Origin of the sequence: Bradyrhizobium sp. (assembly GCF_030697065.1) — a bacterium.
Taxonomy (GTDB): Bacteria; Pseudomonadota; Alphaproteobacteria; order Rhizobiales; family Xanthobacteraceae; genus Bradyrhizobium.
Genome location: NZ_JAUYQU010000278.1, coordinates 1 through 16,083 on the forward strand (window position 1 = coordinate 1; position 16,083 = coordinate 16,083).

14 protein-coding genes are annotated in these 16,083 nt (G+C 64.7%); 10 read left to right on the forward strand and 4 right to left on the reverse strand.

Going from position 1 to position 16,083, the window contains the following annotated elements:
• Both Q8R73_RS21670 and Q8R73_RS21675 read left to right on the forward strand, forming a co-directional pair.
• A partial coding sequence (locus Q8R73_RS21670) for a response regulator (protein ID WP_305721593.1) occupies positions 1–3,786 on the forward strand: 3,786 nt, incomplete at its 5' end.
• Positions 3,786–5,267, forward strand: a complete 1,482-nt coding sequence (locus Q8R73_RS21675; protein WP_305721594.1) for a sensor histidine kinase — start codon at positions 3,786–3,788, stop codon at positions 5,265–5,267. The genes Q8R73_RS21670 and Q8R73_RS21675, both read left to right, overlap by 1 nt.
• 32 nt (positions 5,268–5,299) lie before the next feature.
• Here Q8R73_RS21675 and Q8R73_RS21680 read toward each other — a convergent pair whose 3' ends face one another.
• Positions 5,300–5,695 (reverse strand): response regulator, encoded by a 396-nt coding sequence (locus tag Q8R73_RS21680; RefSeq protein ID WP_305721595.1) that lies wholly within the window; start codon positions 5,693–5,695, stop codon positions 5,300–5,302.
• A 292-nt stretch (positions 5,696–5,987) separates the two neighbouring features.
• On the opposite strand from Q8R73_RS21680, the gene Q8R73_RS21685 reads away from it, so the two are divergent.
• Complete coding sequence (locus Q8R73_RS21685; protein WP_305721596.1) at positions 5,988–7,013, forward strand: P1 family peptidase; 1,026 nt, start codon at positions 5,988–5,990, stop codon at positions 7,011–7,013.
• Positions 7,014–7,035: 22 nt separating this feature from the next.
• Here the strand turns inward: Q8R73_RS21685 and Q8R73_RS21690 are convergent, their stop codons facing one another.
• The gene (locus Q8R73_RS21690) at positions 7,036–7,503 is read right to left on the reverse strand and encodes an EF-hand domain-containing protein (RefSeq protein ID WP_305721597.1); all 468 of its coding nucleotides are present in this window, start codon (positions 7,501–7,503) and stop codon (positions 7,036–7,038) included.
• 62 nt (positions 7,504–7,565) lie between these two features.
• The gene (locus tag Q8R73_RS21695) at positions 7,566–8,327 is read right to left on the reverse strand and encodes an EF-hand domain-containing protein (protein WP_305721598.1); all 762 of its coding nucleotides are present in this window, start codon (positions 8,325–8,327) and stop codon (positions 7,566–7,568) included.
• A gap of 241 nt (positions 8,328–8,568) precedes the next feature.
• Between Q8R73_RS21695 and rpe the strand changes: the two genes are divergently transcribed.
• The gene (rpe, locus tag Q8R73_RS21700) at positions 8,569–9,270 is read left to right on the forward strand and encodes a ribulose-phosphate 3-epimerase (RefSeq protein WP_305721599.1); all 702 of its coding nucleotides are present in this window, start codon (positions 8,569–8,571) and stop codon (positions 9,268–9,270) included.
• An 86-nt stretch (positions 9,271–9,356) separates the two neighbouring features.
• Here the strand turns inward: rpe and Q8R73_RS21705 are convergent, their stop codons facing one another.
• Complete coding sequence (locus Q8R73_RS21705; protein ID WP_305721600.1) at positions 9,357–9,953, reverse strand: TetR family transcriptional regulator; 597 nt, start codon at positions 9,951–9,953, stop codon at positions 9,357–9,359.
• Between the two features lie 435 nt (positions 9,954–10,388).
• On the opposite strand from Q8R73_RS21705, the gene purB reads away from it, so the two are divergent.
• From purB to rpsD, 6 genes are all read left to right on the forward strand, one after another.
• Positions 10,389–11,696 carry an adenylosuccinate lyase gene (purB, locus tag Q8R73_RS21710; RefSeq protein WP_305721601.1) on the forward strand — a complete coding sequence of 436 codons (1,308 nt, stop codon included), beginning with the start codon at positions 10,389–10,391 and terminating at the stop codon, positions 11,694–11,696.
• Between the two features lie 13 nt (positions 11,697–11,709).
• Entirely contained in the window at positions 11,710–12,249 is a 540-nt protein-coding gene (locus Q8R73_RS21715) for an MOSC domain-containing protein (protein WP_305721602.1), read from the forward strand.
• 184 nt (positions 12,250–12,433) lie between these two features.
• The gene (gene murI, locus Q8R73_RS21720) at positions 12,434–13,231 is read left to right on the forward strand and encodes a glutamate racemase (protein WP_305721603.1); all 798 of its coding nucleotides are present in this window, start codon (positions 12,434–12,436) and stop codon (positions 13,229–13,231) included.
• 82 nt (positions 13,232–13,313) lie between these two features.
• Positions 13,314–14,093 (forward strand): HpcH/HpaI aldolase/citrate lyase family protein, encoded by a 780-nt coding sequence (locus Q8R73_RS21725; RefSeq protein WP_305721604.1) that lies wholly within the window; start codon positions 13,314–13,316, stop codon positions 14,091–14,093.
• Positions 14,094–14,321: 228 nt separating this feature from the next.
• Entirely contained in the window at positions 14,322–15,101 is a 780-nt protein-coding gene (locus Q8R73_RS21730; protein ID WP_305721605.1) for an acyltransferase, read from the forward strand.
• A gap of 312 nt (positions 15,102–15,413) precedes the next feature.
• Complete coding sequence (rpsD, locus tag Q8R73_RS21735; protein WP_305721606.1) at positions 15,414–16,031, forward strand: 30S ribosomal protein S4; 618 nt, start codon at positions 15,414–15,416, stop codon at positions 16,029–16,031.
• The last annotated feature ends 52 nt before the right edge of the window (positions 16,032–16,083 follow it).

Below are 16,083 nucleotides of genomic sequence, written 5' to 3' on the forward strand. Positions count from 1 at the left end.
CAGGCCGAGGTGCCCGAAGTAGCCGGCACCTGGAAGGACCTCACCGACAACGTCAATTTCATGGCCTCCAACCTGACCGCGCAGGTCCGCAACATCGCCGAAGTTGCAACAGCGATCGCCGGCGGCGACCTGTCCAAGAAGATCACGGTCGACGTCCGCGGCGAAATCCTGCTGCTGAAAGATACCTTGAACACGATGGTCGAGCAATTGCGCTCGTTCGCGGCGGAAGTGACGCGCGTGGCGCGCGAAGTCGGCACCGAGGGCCGGCTCGGCGGCCAGGCCGTGGTGCCCGGCGTCGGCGGAACGTTCAAGGATCTGACCGACAACGTCAATCTTCTGGCCGCCAACCTGACCACCCAGGTCCGCAACATCGCCGAAGTCACCACCGCGGTGGCGCGCGGCGACCTCTCGCGCAAGATCACGGTCGACGTCAAGGGCGAAATCCTCGAACTGAAGAACACCATCAATACGATGGTCGACCAGCTCAACGCCTTCGCCGGCGAGGTCACGCGCGTGGCGCGCGAGGTCGGCACCGAGGGCAAGCTCGGCGGTCAGGCGCAGGTGCCCGGCGTCGCCGGCACCTGGAAGGATCTCACCGACACCGTGAACTTCATGGCCGCCAACCTCACCGAACAGGTGCGCGGCATCGTCAAGGTCGTGACCGCGGTTGCGAACGGCGACCTGCAGCAAAATCTCACGGTGAAGTCGAAGGGCGAAGTCGCCGCCCTCGCCGACACCATCAACAACATGACCGAAACGCTGGCGACGTTCGCCGATCAGGTCACCAGCGTTGCCCGCGAAGTCGGTGTCGAGGGCCGCCTCGGCGGCCAGGCCAACGTGCCGGGCGCTGCCGGCACCTGGAAGGATCTTACCGGCAACGTCAATCTGCTCGCCGCCAACCTGACGTCTCAGGTGCGCGCTATCGCCGAGGTGGCAACCGCGGTGACAAAGGGCGACCTCACCCGCTCGATCCAGGTCGCTGCCAGGGGCGAAGTGGCGGAGCTCAAGGACAACATCAATACGATGATCGGCAATCTGAAGCTGACCACCGACGTCAATACCGAGCAGGACTGGCTGAAGACCAACCTCGCCAGATTCACCAACATGCTGCAGGGCCAGCGCGACCTCACCACGGTGGGCCGGCTGCTGCTGACAGAGCTGACGCCGCTGGTGAACGCCCATATGGGCGTGATCTACCGGGTCGAGAATGAGGAGGCTCCGCACCTGCGGCTGCTGTCGGCCTACGCCGGCGACGGCGTCAGTCCTCACCCGCTGTTCGTGCATCTCGGCGAGGGTCTGATCGGGCAATGCGCGCTCGACAAGCGGCAGCGCCTGGTGTCGGACATCCCGACCGACGCGATTCCGATCAGTTCGGCGCTGCTTCGGGTCGTCCCGAAAAACCTCGTCGTGCTGCCGGTGCTGTTCGAGAACCAGGTCAAGGCGGTGATCGAGCTTGCCTCGGTGAGTTCGTTCACGACTTCGCAGATGACCTTTCTGGATCAGCTCACCGACAGTATCGGCATCGTGCTCAATTCGATCGAGGCGACTATGCAGACCGAGGGCCTGCTGAAGCAGTCGCAGCAGCTCGCCGGCGAACTGCAGACCCAGCAGAAGGAACTGCAGCAGACCAACGAGCAGCTCGAGCAGAAGGCCCAGCAGCTGGCCGAGCGCAACGTCGAGGTCGAACGCAAGAACCAGGAAATCGAACAGGCGCGCCGCGCGCTGGAGGAGAAGGCCACCGAACTGTCGCTGACCTCGAAATACAAGTCGGAATTCCTTGCCAACATGAGCCACGAGCTGCGCACGCCGCTCAACAGCATCCTGATCCTCGGCCAGCAGCTCACCGAGAATCCGGACGGCAATCTGACCGGCAAGCAGGTCGAATTCGCCCGCACCATCCACGGCGCCGGCACCGACCTTCTGAACCTGATCAGCGACATCCTCGATCTGTCGAAGATCGAGTCCGGAACGGTGACGGTGGACGCGGAGGAAATCCTCACTGCCAATCTGCTGGACAGCGTGGGACGGCCGTTCCGCCACGAGGCGGAAAACCGCCAGCTGTCTTTCACCATCGACGTCGATCCCAACCTCGGGCGCAGCATCGTCACCGATTCGAAGCGCCTGCAGCAGGTGCTGAAGAACCTGCTGTCGAACGCGTTCAAGTTCACGGCCGAAGGCGGGGTTCGCCTCAGCGTCTCGGCCGCCATCGGCGGCTGGAGCGCCGAACATCCGATCCTGAGCCATTCGCCGGCGGTCGTCGCCTTCGAGGTCACCGACACCGGCATCGGCATTCCCCTGGAGAAGCAGAAGCTGATCTTCGAGGCGTTCCAGCAGGCCGACGCAGGCACCAGCCGGAAATATGGCGGCACCGGCCTCGGCCTCGCCATCAGCCGCGAGCTCGCGAGCCTGCTCGGCGGTGAGATTCATCTGCGCAGCACCCCCGGCAAGGGCAGTACGTTCGTGCTCTATCTGCCGATCAAATATTCCGGACCGACGGGGGCGCCGCGCGCGCCTGTTCCGACGGCGTCGGGGTCGCCGCCGGCGCTGCAGGTTGCCGCGCAGGATCGGGTGATCGAGCAACTGCCGGACGACCGGCTCAATCTCGAACCGGGGGACACCATTCTCCTGATCGTCGAGGACGACCCGCATTACGCGCGGGTGCTGATCGACCTCGCCCGCGACAAGGGCTTCAAGGTGCTGGTCGCCGCACACGGTGCGGAAGCGCTGGAGCTGGCCAAGCAGTTCCAGCCGGCGGCGGTCTCGCTCGACATCTTCCTGCCGGACATGCTGGGCTGGACTGTGCTGAGCCAGCTCAAGCACAATCCGCTGACGCGGCACATTCCGGTCCAGATCATCACGCTCGACGAGGACCGTCAGCATGCGCTGGCGCGCGGGGCATTTTCCTTTGTCAGCAAGCCGACCACGACGGAAGGCGTCAGCGCGGCGATGTCGAGGATCAAGGAATACGCCAGGCCGCGCCGCAAGCGCCTGCTGATCGTCGAGGACAATGCGGCGGAGCAGATGAGCATCACCGCGCTGCTCGATCACGACGATATCGAGATTGTGACCACCGCTACCGGCGCCGGGGCGCTAACCGCCCTGCGCGAAAACCCCTGCGACTGCGTGGTGCTCGATCTGCGGCTGCCCGATATGAGCGGCTTCGAGGTGCTCGACCAGATTCGCCAGGATGAAGCGCTGTCCGGCGTGCCGGTGGTGGTGTTCACCGGCCGCGAGCTGTCGGTCGAGGAGGACGCCGAACTGCACACCATGGCGCGCAGCATCGTGGTCAAGGGCGTGGAGTCGCCGGAACGCCTGCTCGACGAGACGTCACTGTTTCTGCACCGTGTCATCACGGAATTGCCAATCGAGAAGCAGCGAATGCTGGAGAAACTCAACAGTTCCGACGAGGATCTGGTGGGTCGGACCGCATTGCTGGTCGATGACGACGCCCGCAACATCTTCGCGCTGAGCAGCGTGCTGGAACGCCGCGGCATGAAGGTGCTGACCGCGACGACCGGCAGCGAGGCGGTGACGCTGGTCGAGTCGAACCCCGAGATCGCCATCGTCCTGATGGATATCATGATGCCGCAGATGGATGGATACCAGACCATGGGCGTGATTCGCGACAACCCGGCGTTCCGCCGCCTGCCTATCATCGCACTGACCGCCAAGGCGATGAAGGGAGACCGCGAGAAGTGCCTTGAGGCCGGCGCCTCGGATTACCTGGCGAAGCCCGTCAATACCGAGCAGTTGCTGCTCGCCATCCGCATGTGGCTGCACCGCTGATGCGCGATCAGGTCACAGATCATCAGAAAGTGAACATACTGCTGGTCGACGACCAGCCGGCCAAGCTGCTCGCCTATGAAGTCATCCTGAAACAGCTCAACGAAAACCTCGTTGTCGCCACGTCCGGCCGGGAGGCGCTGGAATACCTGCTCAGGAACGAAGTCGCGGTCATTCTGGTCGACGTCTGCATGCCGGAGCTGGACGGATTCGAACTCGCCGCCATGATCCGCGATCATCCGCGCTTCCAGAAGACGGCCATGATCTTCATCTCCGCCATTCAGGTCAGCGATATCGACCGGCTGCGCGGCTACGAGATGGGCGCGGTCGACTACGTTCCGGTGCCGGTGATTCCCGAAGTGCTGCGCGCCAAGATCAAGGTGTTCACCGAACTGTATCGCAAGACCCGTCAGCTCGAGCGATTCAACGCCGAGCTCGAGGATCGCGTCCGCGCCCGCACCGCCGAGTTGGAGGAATCCCACGCCAGGCTGCTGGAAAGCGAGCAACGCCGCAGCCTGGCGATCGCCGCCGGCAGAATGGGGTCATGGGACTGGGACTGGGCCAATGGCGACTGGATGTGGGACGAAGGCCAGTACCGGATTTTCGGCGTCGATCCGAAAAGCTTCGCGGTATCGCCGGCCAGCGTTCAGGCCAGGCTCCACCCGGACGATATCGAGGAGCTGCGCAAGGCGATGGCCCAGTTCGCCAAGGGCGTCACGTCCTACGAGGCCGAATTTCGTATCATCCGGCCCGATGGCGAGATCCGATGGTGCGTCGGCACGGCCGCGGCCACCGTCGACAAGGGCGGCCGCGTGGTGCGCGTCAGCGGCGTCACCATCGACATTACCGAACGCAAACATGCGGAGGAACGTCAGAACCTGCTGGCCCGGGAAGTCGATCACCGGGCCAAGAACGCGCTGGCGCTGGCGCAATCGATCGTCCGCTTGACCCGGGGCGAAAACGTCAAGGCCTACGTTCAGTCGGTCGAAGGCCGGATCAATGCGCTGGCGCGGGTTCATACCATTCTCTCGCTGTCGAGCTGGCAGGGCGCCAAGATAGGCAAGCTGGTCGACGAAGAACTCGCTCCCTATGCGACGGGCGGCCAAATCACCCTGAGCGGCCCGGAGGTTCAGCTGCAGCCGGCTACGGCGCAGACCCTGGCGCTCGCCCTGCACGAGCTCGTGACCAATTCGGCGAAGTATGGCGCGCTGTCCGCACTCTCGGGTCGGCTCGCGCTCAAATGGGCGGTCGATGACGACCTGCTCACGCTGGCGTGGCAGGAGGCCGGCGGACCGCTGGTTCAGGAGCCGATCTCGAAAGGCTTCGGAACCCGAAGCGTGATCGCGAGCATCGAATCGCAACTCGGTGGACAGGCTGAATTCAACTGGCGCCCCGAAGGCCTGATCTGCCGGCTCTCGGTTCCATTGTCCCGGCATCTCTCCGAACCGGAGCATGATCCGCATCCAAGCGCAGCCCATGGATAGTGGCGGGCTTCGGTGTTGCCCGGACCGGCGGCCTAGCCGGCGCCCGTGTTTTCGGCGATGTATCGCGCCGAGCGCCGGTAGGCCGCTTCGATCGCGCCGACGAGCTGGTTGGGACGAAACGGCTTCTGCAGACATACGACGCCGGCGAGTTCGGGCGACGCCGAAACGAAGTCGAGCGCCGTCATTCCCGATATCGCGACCACGGGGAAATCCGGAACGCGCTCACGCATCATCCTGATCACGTCCACACCGTTGGCTCCCTGCAGGAAGATATCGACGATCGCGAGGTCGAAGTCGGAGCCTTCGAAAGCCGCCAGTCCGGCAGCGGCGCTGGCGGCCTCGACGATCTCGAAACGATGAATGCGCAGCACGATTGCGATCATCGCGCGCACGTCGGACTGGTCGTCGATGACAAGAATACGGGGCAAAGGGTGGCTCCGGGAGACAGATCGAAGTCAGCCTACACCCGAAGGTCGGGATTTGCTCAGTATTCCGCGGGGCGGTAAAGATGCCGCTCTCCTGACTCGGATGTACAGGATCAAGCAGGGAACCGCCCCAACTGTCGATCAGCGCCGAAGCGGCGGGCACTTCCGCCTCGGGTTAGGCGAGAACCCTATCGTCCATCGCGCCCGGCGCGGCTTCGGGTATTGCCCCTCGCCGGGCCGTATCGCAAGTTCGATCGGGCGCGGATCATCAGGCAGGCGCTGGACCGTTGAAAGCATGAAGAATCTCCTCACCGATATCGCCGGCGTCCGCGTCGGCCACGCCGATGACAAGGCCCTGGCATCCGGGGTCACCGCCGTCATTTTCGATAGGCCGGCGGTGGCGGCGATCGACATCCGCGGCGGCGGGCCCGGTATCCGCGAGGGCGCGGTGCTCGACCTCGAAAACACCGTGGAGCAGATCCACGGCATCGCGCTGGCGGGCGGTTCGGCGTTCGGGCTCGAGGCCGGCGGCGGGGTGCAGGCCTGGCTCGCCGAACAGGGCCGCGGCTTTGCCATCGGCGGCGCGCTGGTTCCGATCGTCCCGGGCGCGATCTGTTTCGATCTGCTCAATGGCGGCGACAAGGCGTGGGGCCGTTTCGCACCCTACCGCGATCTCGGTTACGCCGCGGCCGCGGCGGCGGCTGCGGATTTCGCGCTCGGCAGCGTCGGCGCCGGGCTCGGCGCCACCACCGCGAATTTGAAGGGCGGCATCGGGTCGGCGTCGGCGGTGACGGCCGGCGGCATCCGGGTGGCCGCGCTGGCGGTCGTCAACGCGGTCGGCAGCGTCACCGTCGGCGACGGGCCGTGGTTCTGGGCAGCTCCGTTTGAAGCCGGGGACGAGTTCGGCGGAGGCGGATTGCCGATCGACTTCACACCGGACATGCTGGAGATGCGCATCAAGGGCGGCACATCAGCGACATCGGTGGAAAACACCACCCTGGCCGTGGTCGTGACCGACGCCGCCCTCACAAAACCGCAGGCAAGACGGCTGGCGATGATGGCGCAGACCGGATTTGCCCGCGCGATCTATCCGGTGCACGCGCCGCTCGATGGCGATGTGGTGTTTGCCGCGGCTACCGGCGAGAAGCCTGTTGATCCCCTGGCCGGTCTCACCGAACTCGGCATGGTCGCGGCAAATGTAGTGGCCCGCGCCATCGCACGCGGCGTGTATGAGGCGACCGCCCTGCCCTTCCCCGGCGCACTGCCGGCGTGGAAGGACCGATTTGGGTTTGTGTGTTCACGAAAACCGGACACACCATAAATGGCCGCAGGGATTCGCCTGTTCAGAACCTCATCCATTCGCTGGACGAGGATGCAAACGCCTGCATCTGGCGCGCAATCATTTCTTTCATGACATTGTAGGATGATGTCGCGGCGCTGGTTGCCGTCGCCTCGAATTCCGATTTGGTGACCTGACCATCGCCGTCGGCATCGAGTTGCGCGAACAGGTCCTTGGAGCCCTCGGGCTTGCCGGTCTCTGCCGACGGAGGGGACGCGGTCGATGGCCGGCTTTGCGCCGCAAGCAGCGCGTCGATCGTGGCTGACGATATCTGCGGAAACATCTGCGGAAACCTGTCGAGCCCGGAATACGGGTCCGATTTTCCGGACATTGCGGTCCCGCCGAATATATCGCCGAAGGGATCGGAGGATTCACGGCCTGAGCGGGTGGCGTTGGCCGACGACGGGTTCGATGAGGTCACTGAGTTCAGCAACTCCAGGACGGACGACGCGGTGTAAGCAGAAAGCTGCATTACGGTACTCCAACAACTGCCGCCCAAGGCGGCTCTTCGTGGCGCTCCGGCCAGCCGTTATGTCAGGCGCTGACCGACAGCGAGCCCGTGGCGGCGGATGAAATCGCCTGCGCCTGGCGCTGGATCATCTGTTCGATGAAATTATAGGATGACGTCGCCGCACCGGATGCCGACGCGGCCGCGGCCGATGTCATCGTCACCCTGGAGCCGTCGGCATAGCTCAGCGACGTCGTCACCGAGCCGTCGCTGTTGGTGACCGAGGTCGAGGATGCGCCCTGCAATGCCTGCATCAGCGTATCCTTCCCTGACCCACCGGAGGCACCGGAGCCGACCGAAGCGGCGGCATCATCGCGACGCTGACCCTTGCCCTTCAGCGCCGACATCAATTCGCCCAGTGTGACCGCTCCGTCGCCGTCCTTGTCCAGCTTGCCGAATACGCTGCCGGCCTGCGCGAGGTTGGTGCCGCCGGCGCCGAGCGCGTTCTCGAATTCCGATTTGCTGAGCTTGCCATCGCTGTCGGCGTCGATCTGCGCGAACAGATCATTCAGCGCGTCCGACCGGCTGGTGGACGCCGATCCGGTTGATCCCGTGCCCGACATTGCCTGGCCTTGCGCCGCCAGCAGCGCGCTCATCGTGGCCGGCGATATCTGCGAGCCGCCACCCGTTCCGGACGTGGCCGGCGAGGATTCCGACGCCGTGCTGCTGCTCGAAAAGTCGAACGGGCTCTTCGGCTCCTGCTTGTTGCCCGCGGATTGGGATTTCGATGCGGTCAGCGATTTCAGGAGGTCCAGCGCGGACGTCGCGGCGCTAAGGGCGTGCAGCATATGACAAGGCTCCAGCAGATGCCGCACGGCGCGGCCTGTTACTCTCGCCGATGGATCAGCAAACTCCGTGCCACGACAGAAAATCAATGAAACCGGGGGTTTTTGCACCGGCCACTTCCGGATCTTCCCGGCAATAGATGCCGTCGCGGCAGAATTTTCCGATCCCCCGCATTTGCCCCCGGACATGGCGCATGTTACGCGGTGCGTTCCGCCGCACGCTGCAACTGCCCGGGAAGCGCACATGTCTCAGCAATTTGCGTCACGCCCTCTCGTCATCGCGCCCTCGATCCTGGCGTCGGATTTTTCCAGGCTGGGCGAAGAGGTCCGCGCGGTCGATGCGGCCGGCGCCGACTGGATCCACCTCGACGTGATGGACGGGCATTTCGTGCCCAACATTTCCTACGGCCCCGACGTCATCAAGGCGATGCGCCCGCACACCAGGAAGATCTTCGACGCCCATCTGATGATTTCGCCCTGCGATCCCTACCTCGAGGCTTTTGCAAAAGCCGGCTGCGATCACATTACGGTGCATGCCGAGGCCGGCCCGCATCTGCATCGTTCGCTGCAGGCGATCCGCGCACTCGGCAAGAAGGCCGGCGTCTCGCTCAATCCGGGCACGCCGGTCTCGGCCATCGAATATGACATCGACCTGATCGACCTGGTGCTGGAGATGTCGGTCAATCCCGGCTTCGGCGGCCAGGCCTTTATCCCGTCGGCGCTGGGCAAGATCCGCGACCTCCGCGCGATGACCGCTGGGCGGCCGATCGACATCGAAGTCGATGGCGGTGTCGGTCCGGATGTGGCGGGAGCGCTTGCCGCCGCCGGCGCCAATGCCCTGGTCGCGGGCTCGGCGGTGTTCAAGGGCGGCACCATGGAAAGCTACAAGGCCAATATTTCGGCGATCCGCGGGGCGGCGGCGCTGGCGCGCGGCGAAGCGATCTAGTGCCGACTATCCGAGATCGGTGAGCCGTTTGCGGCGTCTTCGCCGCGTTTCGAAGGATGGCAGCAACACGGATTATGCTCCAGGCGTTAGCCCTTGCGCGGCGCTGCCAGTCCCCGCAGCAGCAACGCCAGCACCGCGTCGATCCGCGCGGCAAATGCCGGGTCGCTCCACTCCTCGGCATGGGCGGGATGATGGAAGCGGATGGTGGCGTCGAACACCGCGCGGGACGTCGCCTTGACGTCGGCGATCTCGAACGCGCCCTGCTGCACGCCGTCGGACAGGATATGCTCGAGCTGGTCGCAGAGACATTCCTTGTGCGAACTCACGGCCTGACAAGCCTCCTGGGCCAGCGCCAGATAGGTCGCGAACATTTCGGGGTCTTCGGACAATTTCTTGTGCTTGGCCGCAAACAGCGTGCGCAGCCAGCGCTCCAGCCGGGCCGGCGCCGCTCCCTGGCCTTCCACGATCTCCTGCAGCGGCGCGTTGAAGCGGTCGAGCCAGCGTTTGGCCACCGCCTGGCGCAGCGCGACCTTGCTGGGAAAGTGCCGGTAGACGCTGCCGTGGCTGACATCGAGCGCACGGGCGACATCCACCACGGTGGCTTTGGCCAGCCCGAAACGGCGCAGCACGTCCTCGGTGACTTCGAGGATCCGCTCGGGGGTCAGAACTACATTCTCGTTCATGCGCGCACCGTCTGCTTCCAGTCGTTGTTGCGGGCGGCTATTCGCCGCCCCCTTTTAACGGTCTAACCTGGTGGCCTGCGCCTCCAGATGGCGGGCCACGCGGGCGTCGAGCCAGCGTTGGATGTAGTGGATAAGTTGAAAGATCTCGATCGTCATGGCGAAGTCCTCGGTCAGTCCGCTGGCACGCGGTCGATCGGCCGCGTGCCAGGTTGACGCCCGGAAGCGGCGTCGCGGACGATATAGCTCATCTCGCTGACAGATTACAATATCTGTTAGTCAATATTCTGTGATTATGGTGTCACCGTCGGGCTGCGGGGCACCTCCCGCCGGGCGGGCCGCGGTTTGTCTCACCCGGACGGCTCTGCTAAAGCGCGGCGTAAAAACAATCGGCCGGGAGTCGCACCCGATCCCCGCTTTGCTCGCCCGGAGTCCCCGATGATCCCCCGCTATACCCGCCCGGAAATGGCCGCCATCTGGGAGCCGCTGACCCGTTTCAGGATCTGGTTCGAGATCGAGGCCCATGCGGCGGATGCCCAGGCCGAACTCGGCGTGATCCCGAAAGAGGCCGCCAAAACCATCTGGGCCAAGGGCAAGGACGCCAAGTTCGACGTCGCGCGGATCGACGAGATCGAGCGCGAGGTCAAGCACGACGTCATCGCCTTCCTCACCCATCTCGCCGAATTCGTCGGTCCGGATTCGCGCTTCGTGCACCAGGGCATGACCTCGTCCGACGTGCTCGACACCTGTTTCAACGTCCAACTCACCCGCGCCGCGGACATGCTGATCGCCGACCTCGACAAGGTGCTGGCGGCGCTGAAGAAGCGCGCCTTCGAGCACAAGATGACGCCGACCATCGGCCGCTCCCACGGCATCCATGCCGAGCCCGTCACGTTCGGGCTGAAACTCGCATACGCTTATGCCGAGTTTACCCGCGCCCGCGAGCGGCTGGTCGCCGCGCGCAAGGAAGTCGCGACCTGCGCGATCTCGGGTTCGGTCGGGACGTTCGCGCATATCGATCCCAGGGTCGAGGAACACGTCGCCAGGGCGATGGGGCTCGCGGTCGAGCCGATCTCGACCCAGATCATCCCGCGCGACCGCCACGCCATGTATTTCGCGACGCTCGGCGTGATCGCCGCGTCGGTCGAACGCCTCGCCACCGAGATCCGGCATCTGCAGCGCACCGAGGTGCTGGAGGCCGAGGAATTCTTTTCCGAGGGCCAGAAGGGCTCTTCCTCGATGCCGCACAAGCGCAACCCGGTGCTGACGGAAAACCTCACCGGCCTGTCGCGGATGGTGCGCGCCTATGTGACGCCGGCGATGGAGAACGTCGTGCTGTGGCACGAGCGCGACATCTCGCACTCCTCGGCCGAACGCATGCTGGCGCCCGACGCCACGGTCACGCTCGATTTCGCACTGAACCGGCTGGCCGGCCTGATCGAGAAGCTGGTGATCTATCCCGATAACATGCAGAAGAATCTCGACCGTCTCGGCGGCCTCATTCACTCGCAACGGCTCTTGACGGCGCTGACCCAGAAGGGCTGTTCGCGCGAGGATTCCTACCGCCTCGTGCAGCGCAACGCGATGCCGGTGTGGCGCGGCGAAGGCGACTTCGAAACGCTGCTGAAAAAGGACGCCGAGTTGAAGAAGTATCTCAGCGATGCCGAGATCTCCGAACAGTTCGACCTCGGTTATCATTTCAGGCATGTCGATACGATCTTCCGGCGCGTATTCGGCGAAGCGTGACGCGGGGCGTCCGATGGGCAGCGTCCTCGCCGTCAGCGCCCGCAGCGGCCATCACTTCAGCAAGACCCCTGCCCTGAGCATTCGCCTGCTCCGGGGGCTGGGCGTCGCCGGCGACGCCCATATGGGCGAGACGGTCAAGCACCGCTCCCGCGTCCGCAACGACCCGACCCAGCCCAACCTGCGCCAGGTGCACCTGATCCACGCCGAACTGTTCGCCGAATTGCAGGCCAAGGGCTTTGTGGTGCAGCCGGCCGACCTCGGCGAGAACGTCACCACCGAAGGCATCGATCTGCTGGCGCTGCCATCGGGCACGCGGCTGCACCTTGGCGAAAGTGCCGTGGTGGAGATTACCGGCCTGCGCAATCCCTGCATCCAGATCGACAGGTTTCAACAGGGCCTGATGGCCGCGACGCTGGACCGGGATATCAAGGGCAATCTGGTCCGCAAGGCCGGGGTCATGAGCATCGTGATATCGGAGGGCGATGTGCGGCCGGGGGATACGATCGTCGTCGAATTGCCGGCAGAGCCGCATCGCGCCTTGCTGCCGGTATAACCTCGGGCAATCCCTCGTTCCTAGAGATGAATATGCGTTCATTTCATATTCAACCTCCGGCTTTCTGTCAGTGCATGGGGTTGTTTTCGATATTTTGTGGGAGCGCGTGCGAGTCCCTCTGCGCGGCACCGCCATACCTGCAAATACAACAGAATGGTAACGTGAGATCGGCTAGAATCCCGGCGTGACAGCACCTCCGACGATTCTGGTTTTCGATTCGGGCCTTGGCGGGCTCACGGTCCTGCGTGAGATCGTCCGGGCGCGGCCCGGCGCGCACTATGTCTATGTCGCCGACGACGCCTTCTTTCCCTACGGCCACCATGGCGAGGACGAGATCATCGCGCGCGTGGTGCCGCTGATCGGCGAACTGATCGCCGCGCATGCCCCTGACCTCGTCGTGATCGCCTGCAACACCGCCTCCACGCTGGTCATGTCGCATCTGCGCGAGCAGTACAAAGTCCCCTTCGTCGGAACGGTGCCCGCGATCAAGCCGGCCTGCGCCCGTTCCACGACCAAGCGCGTGTCGGTGCTGGGCACCAGGGGCACCGTCAAGCGCGAATACACCAGGGCGCTGATCCGCGACTTTTCGCAAGGCTGCGAGGTGACGCTGGTGGGGTCGGCCGATCTCGCCTCGCTGGCGGAATCGGCGTTGAGCGGCGAGCAGGTCAGCGACCTCGCGATAGCGGCCGAGCTCGCGCCATGCTTCATCGGCAACGGCGAAGCCGATCCCGCCCGCACCGACACCGTCGTGCTGGCCTGCACTCATTATCCCCTGCTGATGGATCGGCTGGTCAGGCTGGCGCCGTGGCCGGTGGACTGGATCGATCCTGCGCCCGCGATCGCGCGGCGGGTGTCGGATCTGCTCGGCCCCCCCGGCAGCGAGGCCGACCATAGCGGCGCGGAAATGATCTTCACCTCGAGGCGTCCGCATACGCTGAGCCGGGCCTTGATGCCGTTCTTCGGCGGGCGCGTTCCGGCTTGAGCGCATATTGAACTTTTCGGCGTCAGGCCGCGCTGCTAGCTTTCGAAGCCCCGACCCGGACCCATCCCATGGAGCTTCGAAGTTGACGCAAGCCGCGCCCGCACCGCTGAACCGTCTCCGCAAGCTGTGGCAGGAGAAGCGCCCGACATTCGGCGCGATTGCGACCATTCCCAGCATCCAGACCGTGCAGATCATGGCCCGCTCCGGGCTCGACTGGATCATCGTCGACCTCGAGCACGGGCCGATCGATCTCGGCTCTGCGCATGCGATGATCACGGCCACGGCGGGCACGCCCTGCGTCCCGCTGGCGCGGATCGCCGCCAACGAACCCTGGCTGGCGAAAGCGCCGATGGACATCGGCGCGCTCGGCATCAACTTCCCGATGATCTGCAGCGGCGAGGACGCCGCAAAGGCCGTGCGCAGCGTGCGCTATCCGCCGCGCGGCGACCGGCTGTGGGGCCCGTTTCACGCCCCGTTCCGCTGGGGCGTCTCGATGCAGGACTATATGGCCACCGCCGACGACGACATGATCTGCATGATCACCATCGAGCATGTCGACGCGGTCGAGCGCATCGACGAGATCATGGCAACCCCCGGCATCGACATCGCGGTGATCGGCCCCGGCGACCTCGCCACTTCCATCAACAAGCGCGGCCGCCTCGACGATCCCGACGTGCAGGCGCTGTTGGCGCGCGCCGAGGCCGGCATCCTCAGAAGCGGCGTGCCGATCGGCGGCGTGGCGCGGTCAGCAGACCAGGCCAATGCGATGATCGATCGCGGCTACCTGGCGCTGGCGCTCGGCTTCGACTGGTCGCTGTTCCAGCGCGGCATCGCAGCGGGTTTTGAGGGAATCAGGCGCTGAAACCCGGATGCTTCCCGTGCGTTCCCGGAATGCAGCTTTGAATGGAGACGTGGCGAACCGCGACAAAATTCCAGCATATTCAAGGCCATGTGATAAAATACGCCAGCGTCTTGCCGGACGGCATACAGCAAAGGCTGGCGTCAGGCGGGCCGGTTCGTGCTAGATGAAGGTCGGGCGGACGGGGCAATCCGGCCGCCCGGTTCGATGTTGCGGGACTTGAGTGGAACGATGCGCGGAACGGTCCGAAAAATCTCAATGCCGCGCCGCCTCGTCGCCGACCTCATGCATGCCTCCATCGGCGTGCCCTTTGTTTCGCTGACCCGCGCCCTCGATGTCCGTGCGCTGATCGAGGCCCGCTCGCTCGCGGCGGAACCGCCCGGCTGGGCCGCCATCTTCGTCAAGGCCTTCGCGCTGGTGGCGAAGGACGAGCCCGTGCTGCGCACGCTCTACGCCAAATGGCCGTGGCCGAGCTTCTACGAATTGCCGCGCAGCATCGCGATGGTGGCCATTGCGCGCGTCGAGGACGGCCAGGATTGCGTGCTGCCGCAAAAGGTTCCCGCGGCGGATGTGCTGGCGCTGAACGAGGTCGACACCCAGATCCGGCAGGCCAGGGATGCGCCGATCGACGAGGTACCGGCATTCCGCAAGATCTTGCGGGTGACGCGGCTGCCCTTGCCGCTGCGCCGGCTGATGTGGCTGGTCGGCCTGAATTTCGGACGCCAGCGCGCCAACTGGTTCGGCAGCTTCGGCGTGACCTCGGTGGCCGCCTACGGAGCCGGGGAACTGCATGCGCTGAGCCCGGGGCCGTTTATCCTCAGTTACGGGGTGGTGGCGCCGGAACAGACCATCGGCGTGGTGATCCGCTGGGATCACCGCATCACCGACGCCGCGCTTATCGCCAAGGCCCTGACCCGGCTGGAACAGGTCCTGAACGGCGAGATCGCCACCGAATTGCGCGGCCAGAGGCAGCATACCGAACCAAAACCGGTCCGGGCAGTCGCGACCTGACGGCCCCCTTCTACCTCGTCATTCCGGGGCGATGCGAAGCATCGAACCCGGAATCTCGGGATTCCGGGTTCGTCGTTGCCGCGACGACCCGGAATGACGATTCGAGCCCGCAAACGGGCCCCTTTTCATTGACATACCAGTGGTTTCTCCCTAGAAACCGCCTGCTCGCGGGCCGTTTTCGGCCCGCGTTGCGTTTCGCGACCCGTGGCCCGTCCCTTTCAAGCTTTAGGGGGTAGGCCTGTCAGCACCGGGAAATTCCCGGCGCACAGGAGGGCGCGTTTCCTCAAGACTCAAACCTGAAAAGAGGACGCGATGACTAAGCGCAGTGAGGCGAAATACAAGATCGATCGCCGTATGGGCCAGAACATCTGGGGCCGCCCGAAGAGCCCCGTCAACCGCCGCGAATACGGCCCCGGCCAGCACGGCCAGCGCCGCAAGGGCAAGCTCTCCGACTTCGGCGTGCAGTTGCGCGCCAAGCAGAAGCTGAAGGGCTATTACGCCAACATCTCGGAGCGCCAGTTTCACGGCATCTACGTCGAAGCCGGCCGCATGAAGGGCGACACCGGTGAAAACCTGATCGGCCTGCTGGAGCGCCGTCTCGACACCGTGGTCTATCGCGCCAAATTCGTCGCCACCATGTTCGCCGCGCGCCAGTTCATCAACCACGGCCACATCAAGGTCAACGGACGCCGCGTCAACATCGCGAGCTACAAGGTCAAGGTCGGCGACCTCATCGAGGTCAAGGAATCCTCCAAGCAGCTCGCCGTGGTGATCGAGGCGAGCCAGCTCGGCGAGCGCGACGTGCCCGACTTTCTCGAAGTCGATCACGGCAAGTTCACCGCGAAGTTCGCCCGCATCCCGCATCTGTCCGACGTGCCGTTCGCGGTGCAGATGGAGCCGCATCTGATCGTCGAATTCTATTCGCGCTGATTTTTTTCGGTCGGCGTTTTACGAGATCAAGGCCCCGGTTTTGCCGGGGCCT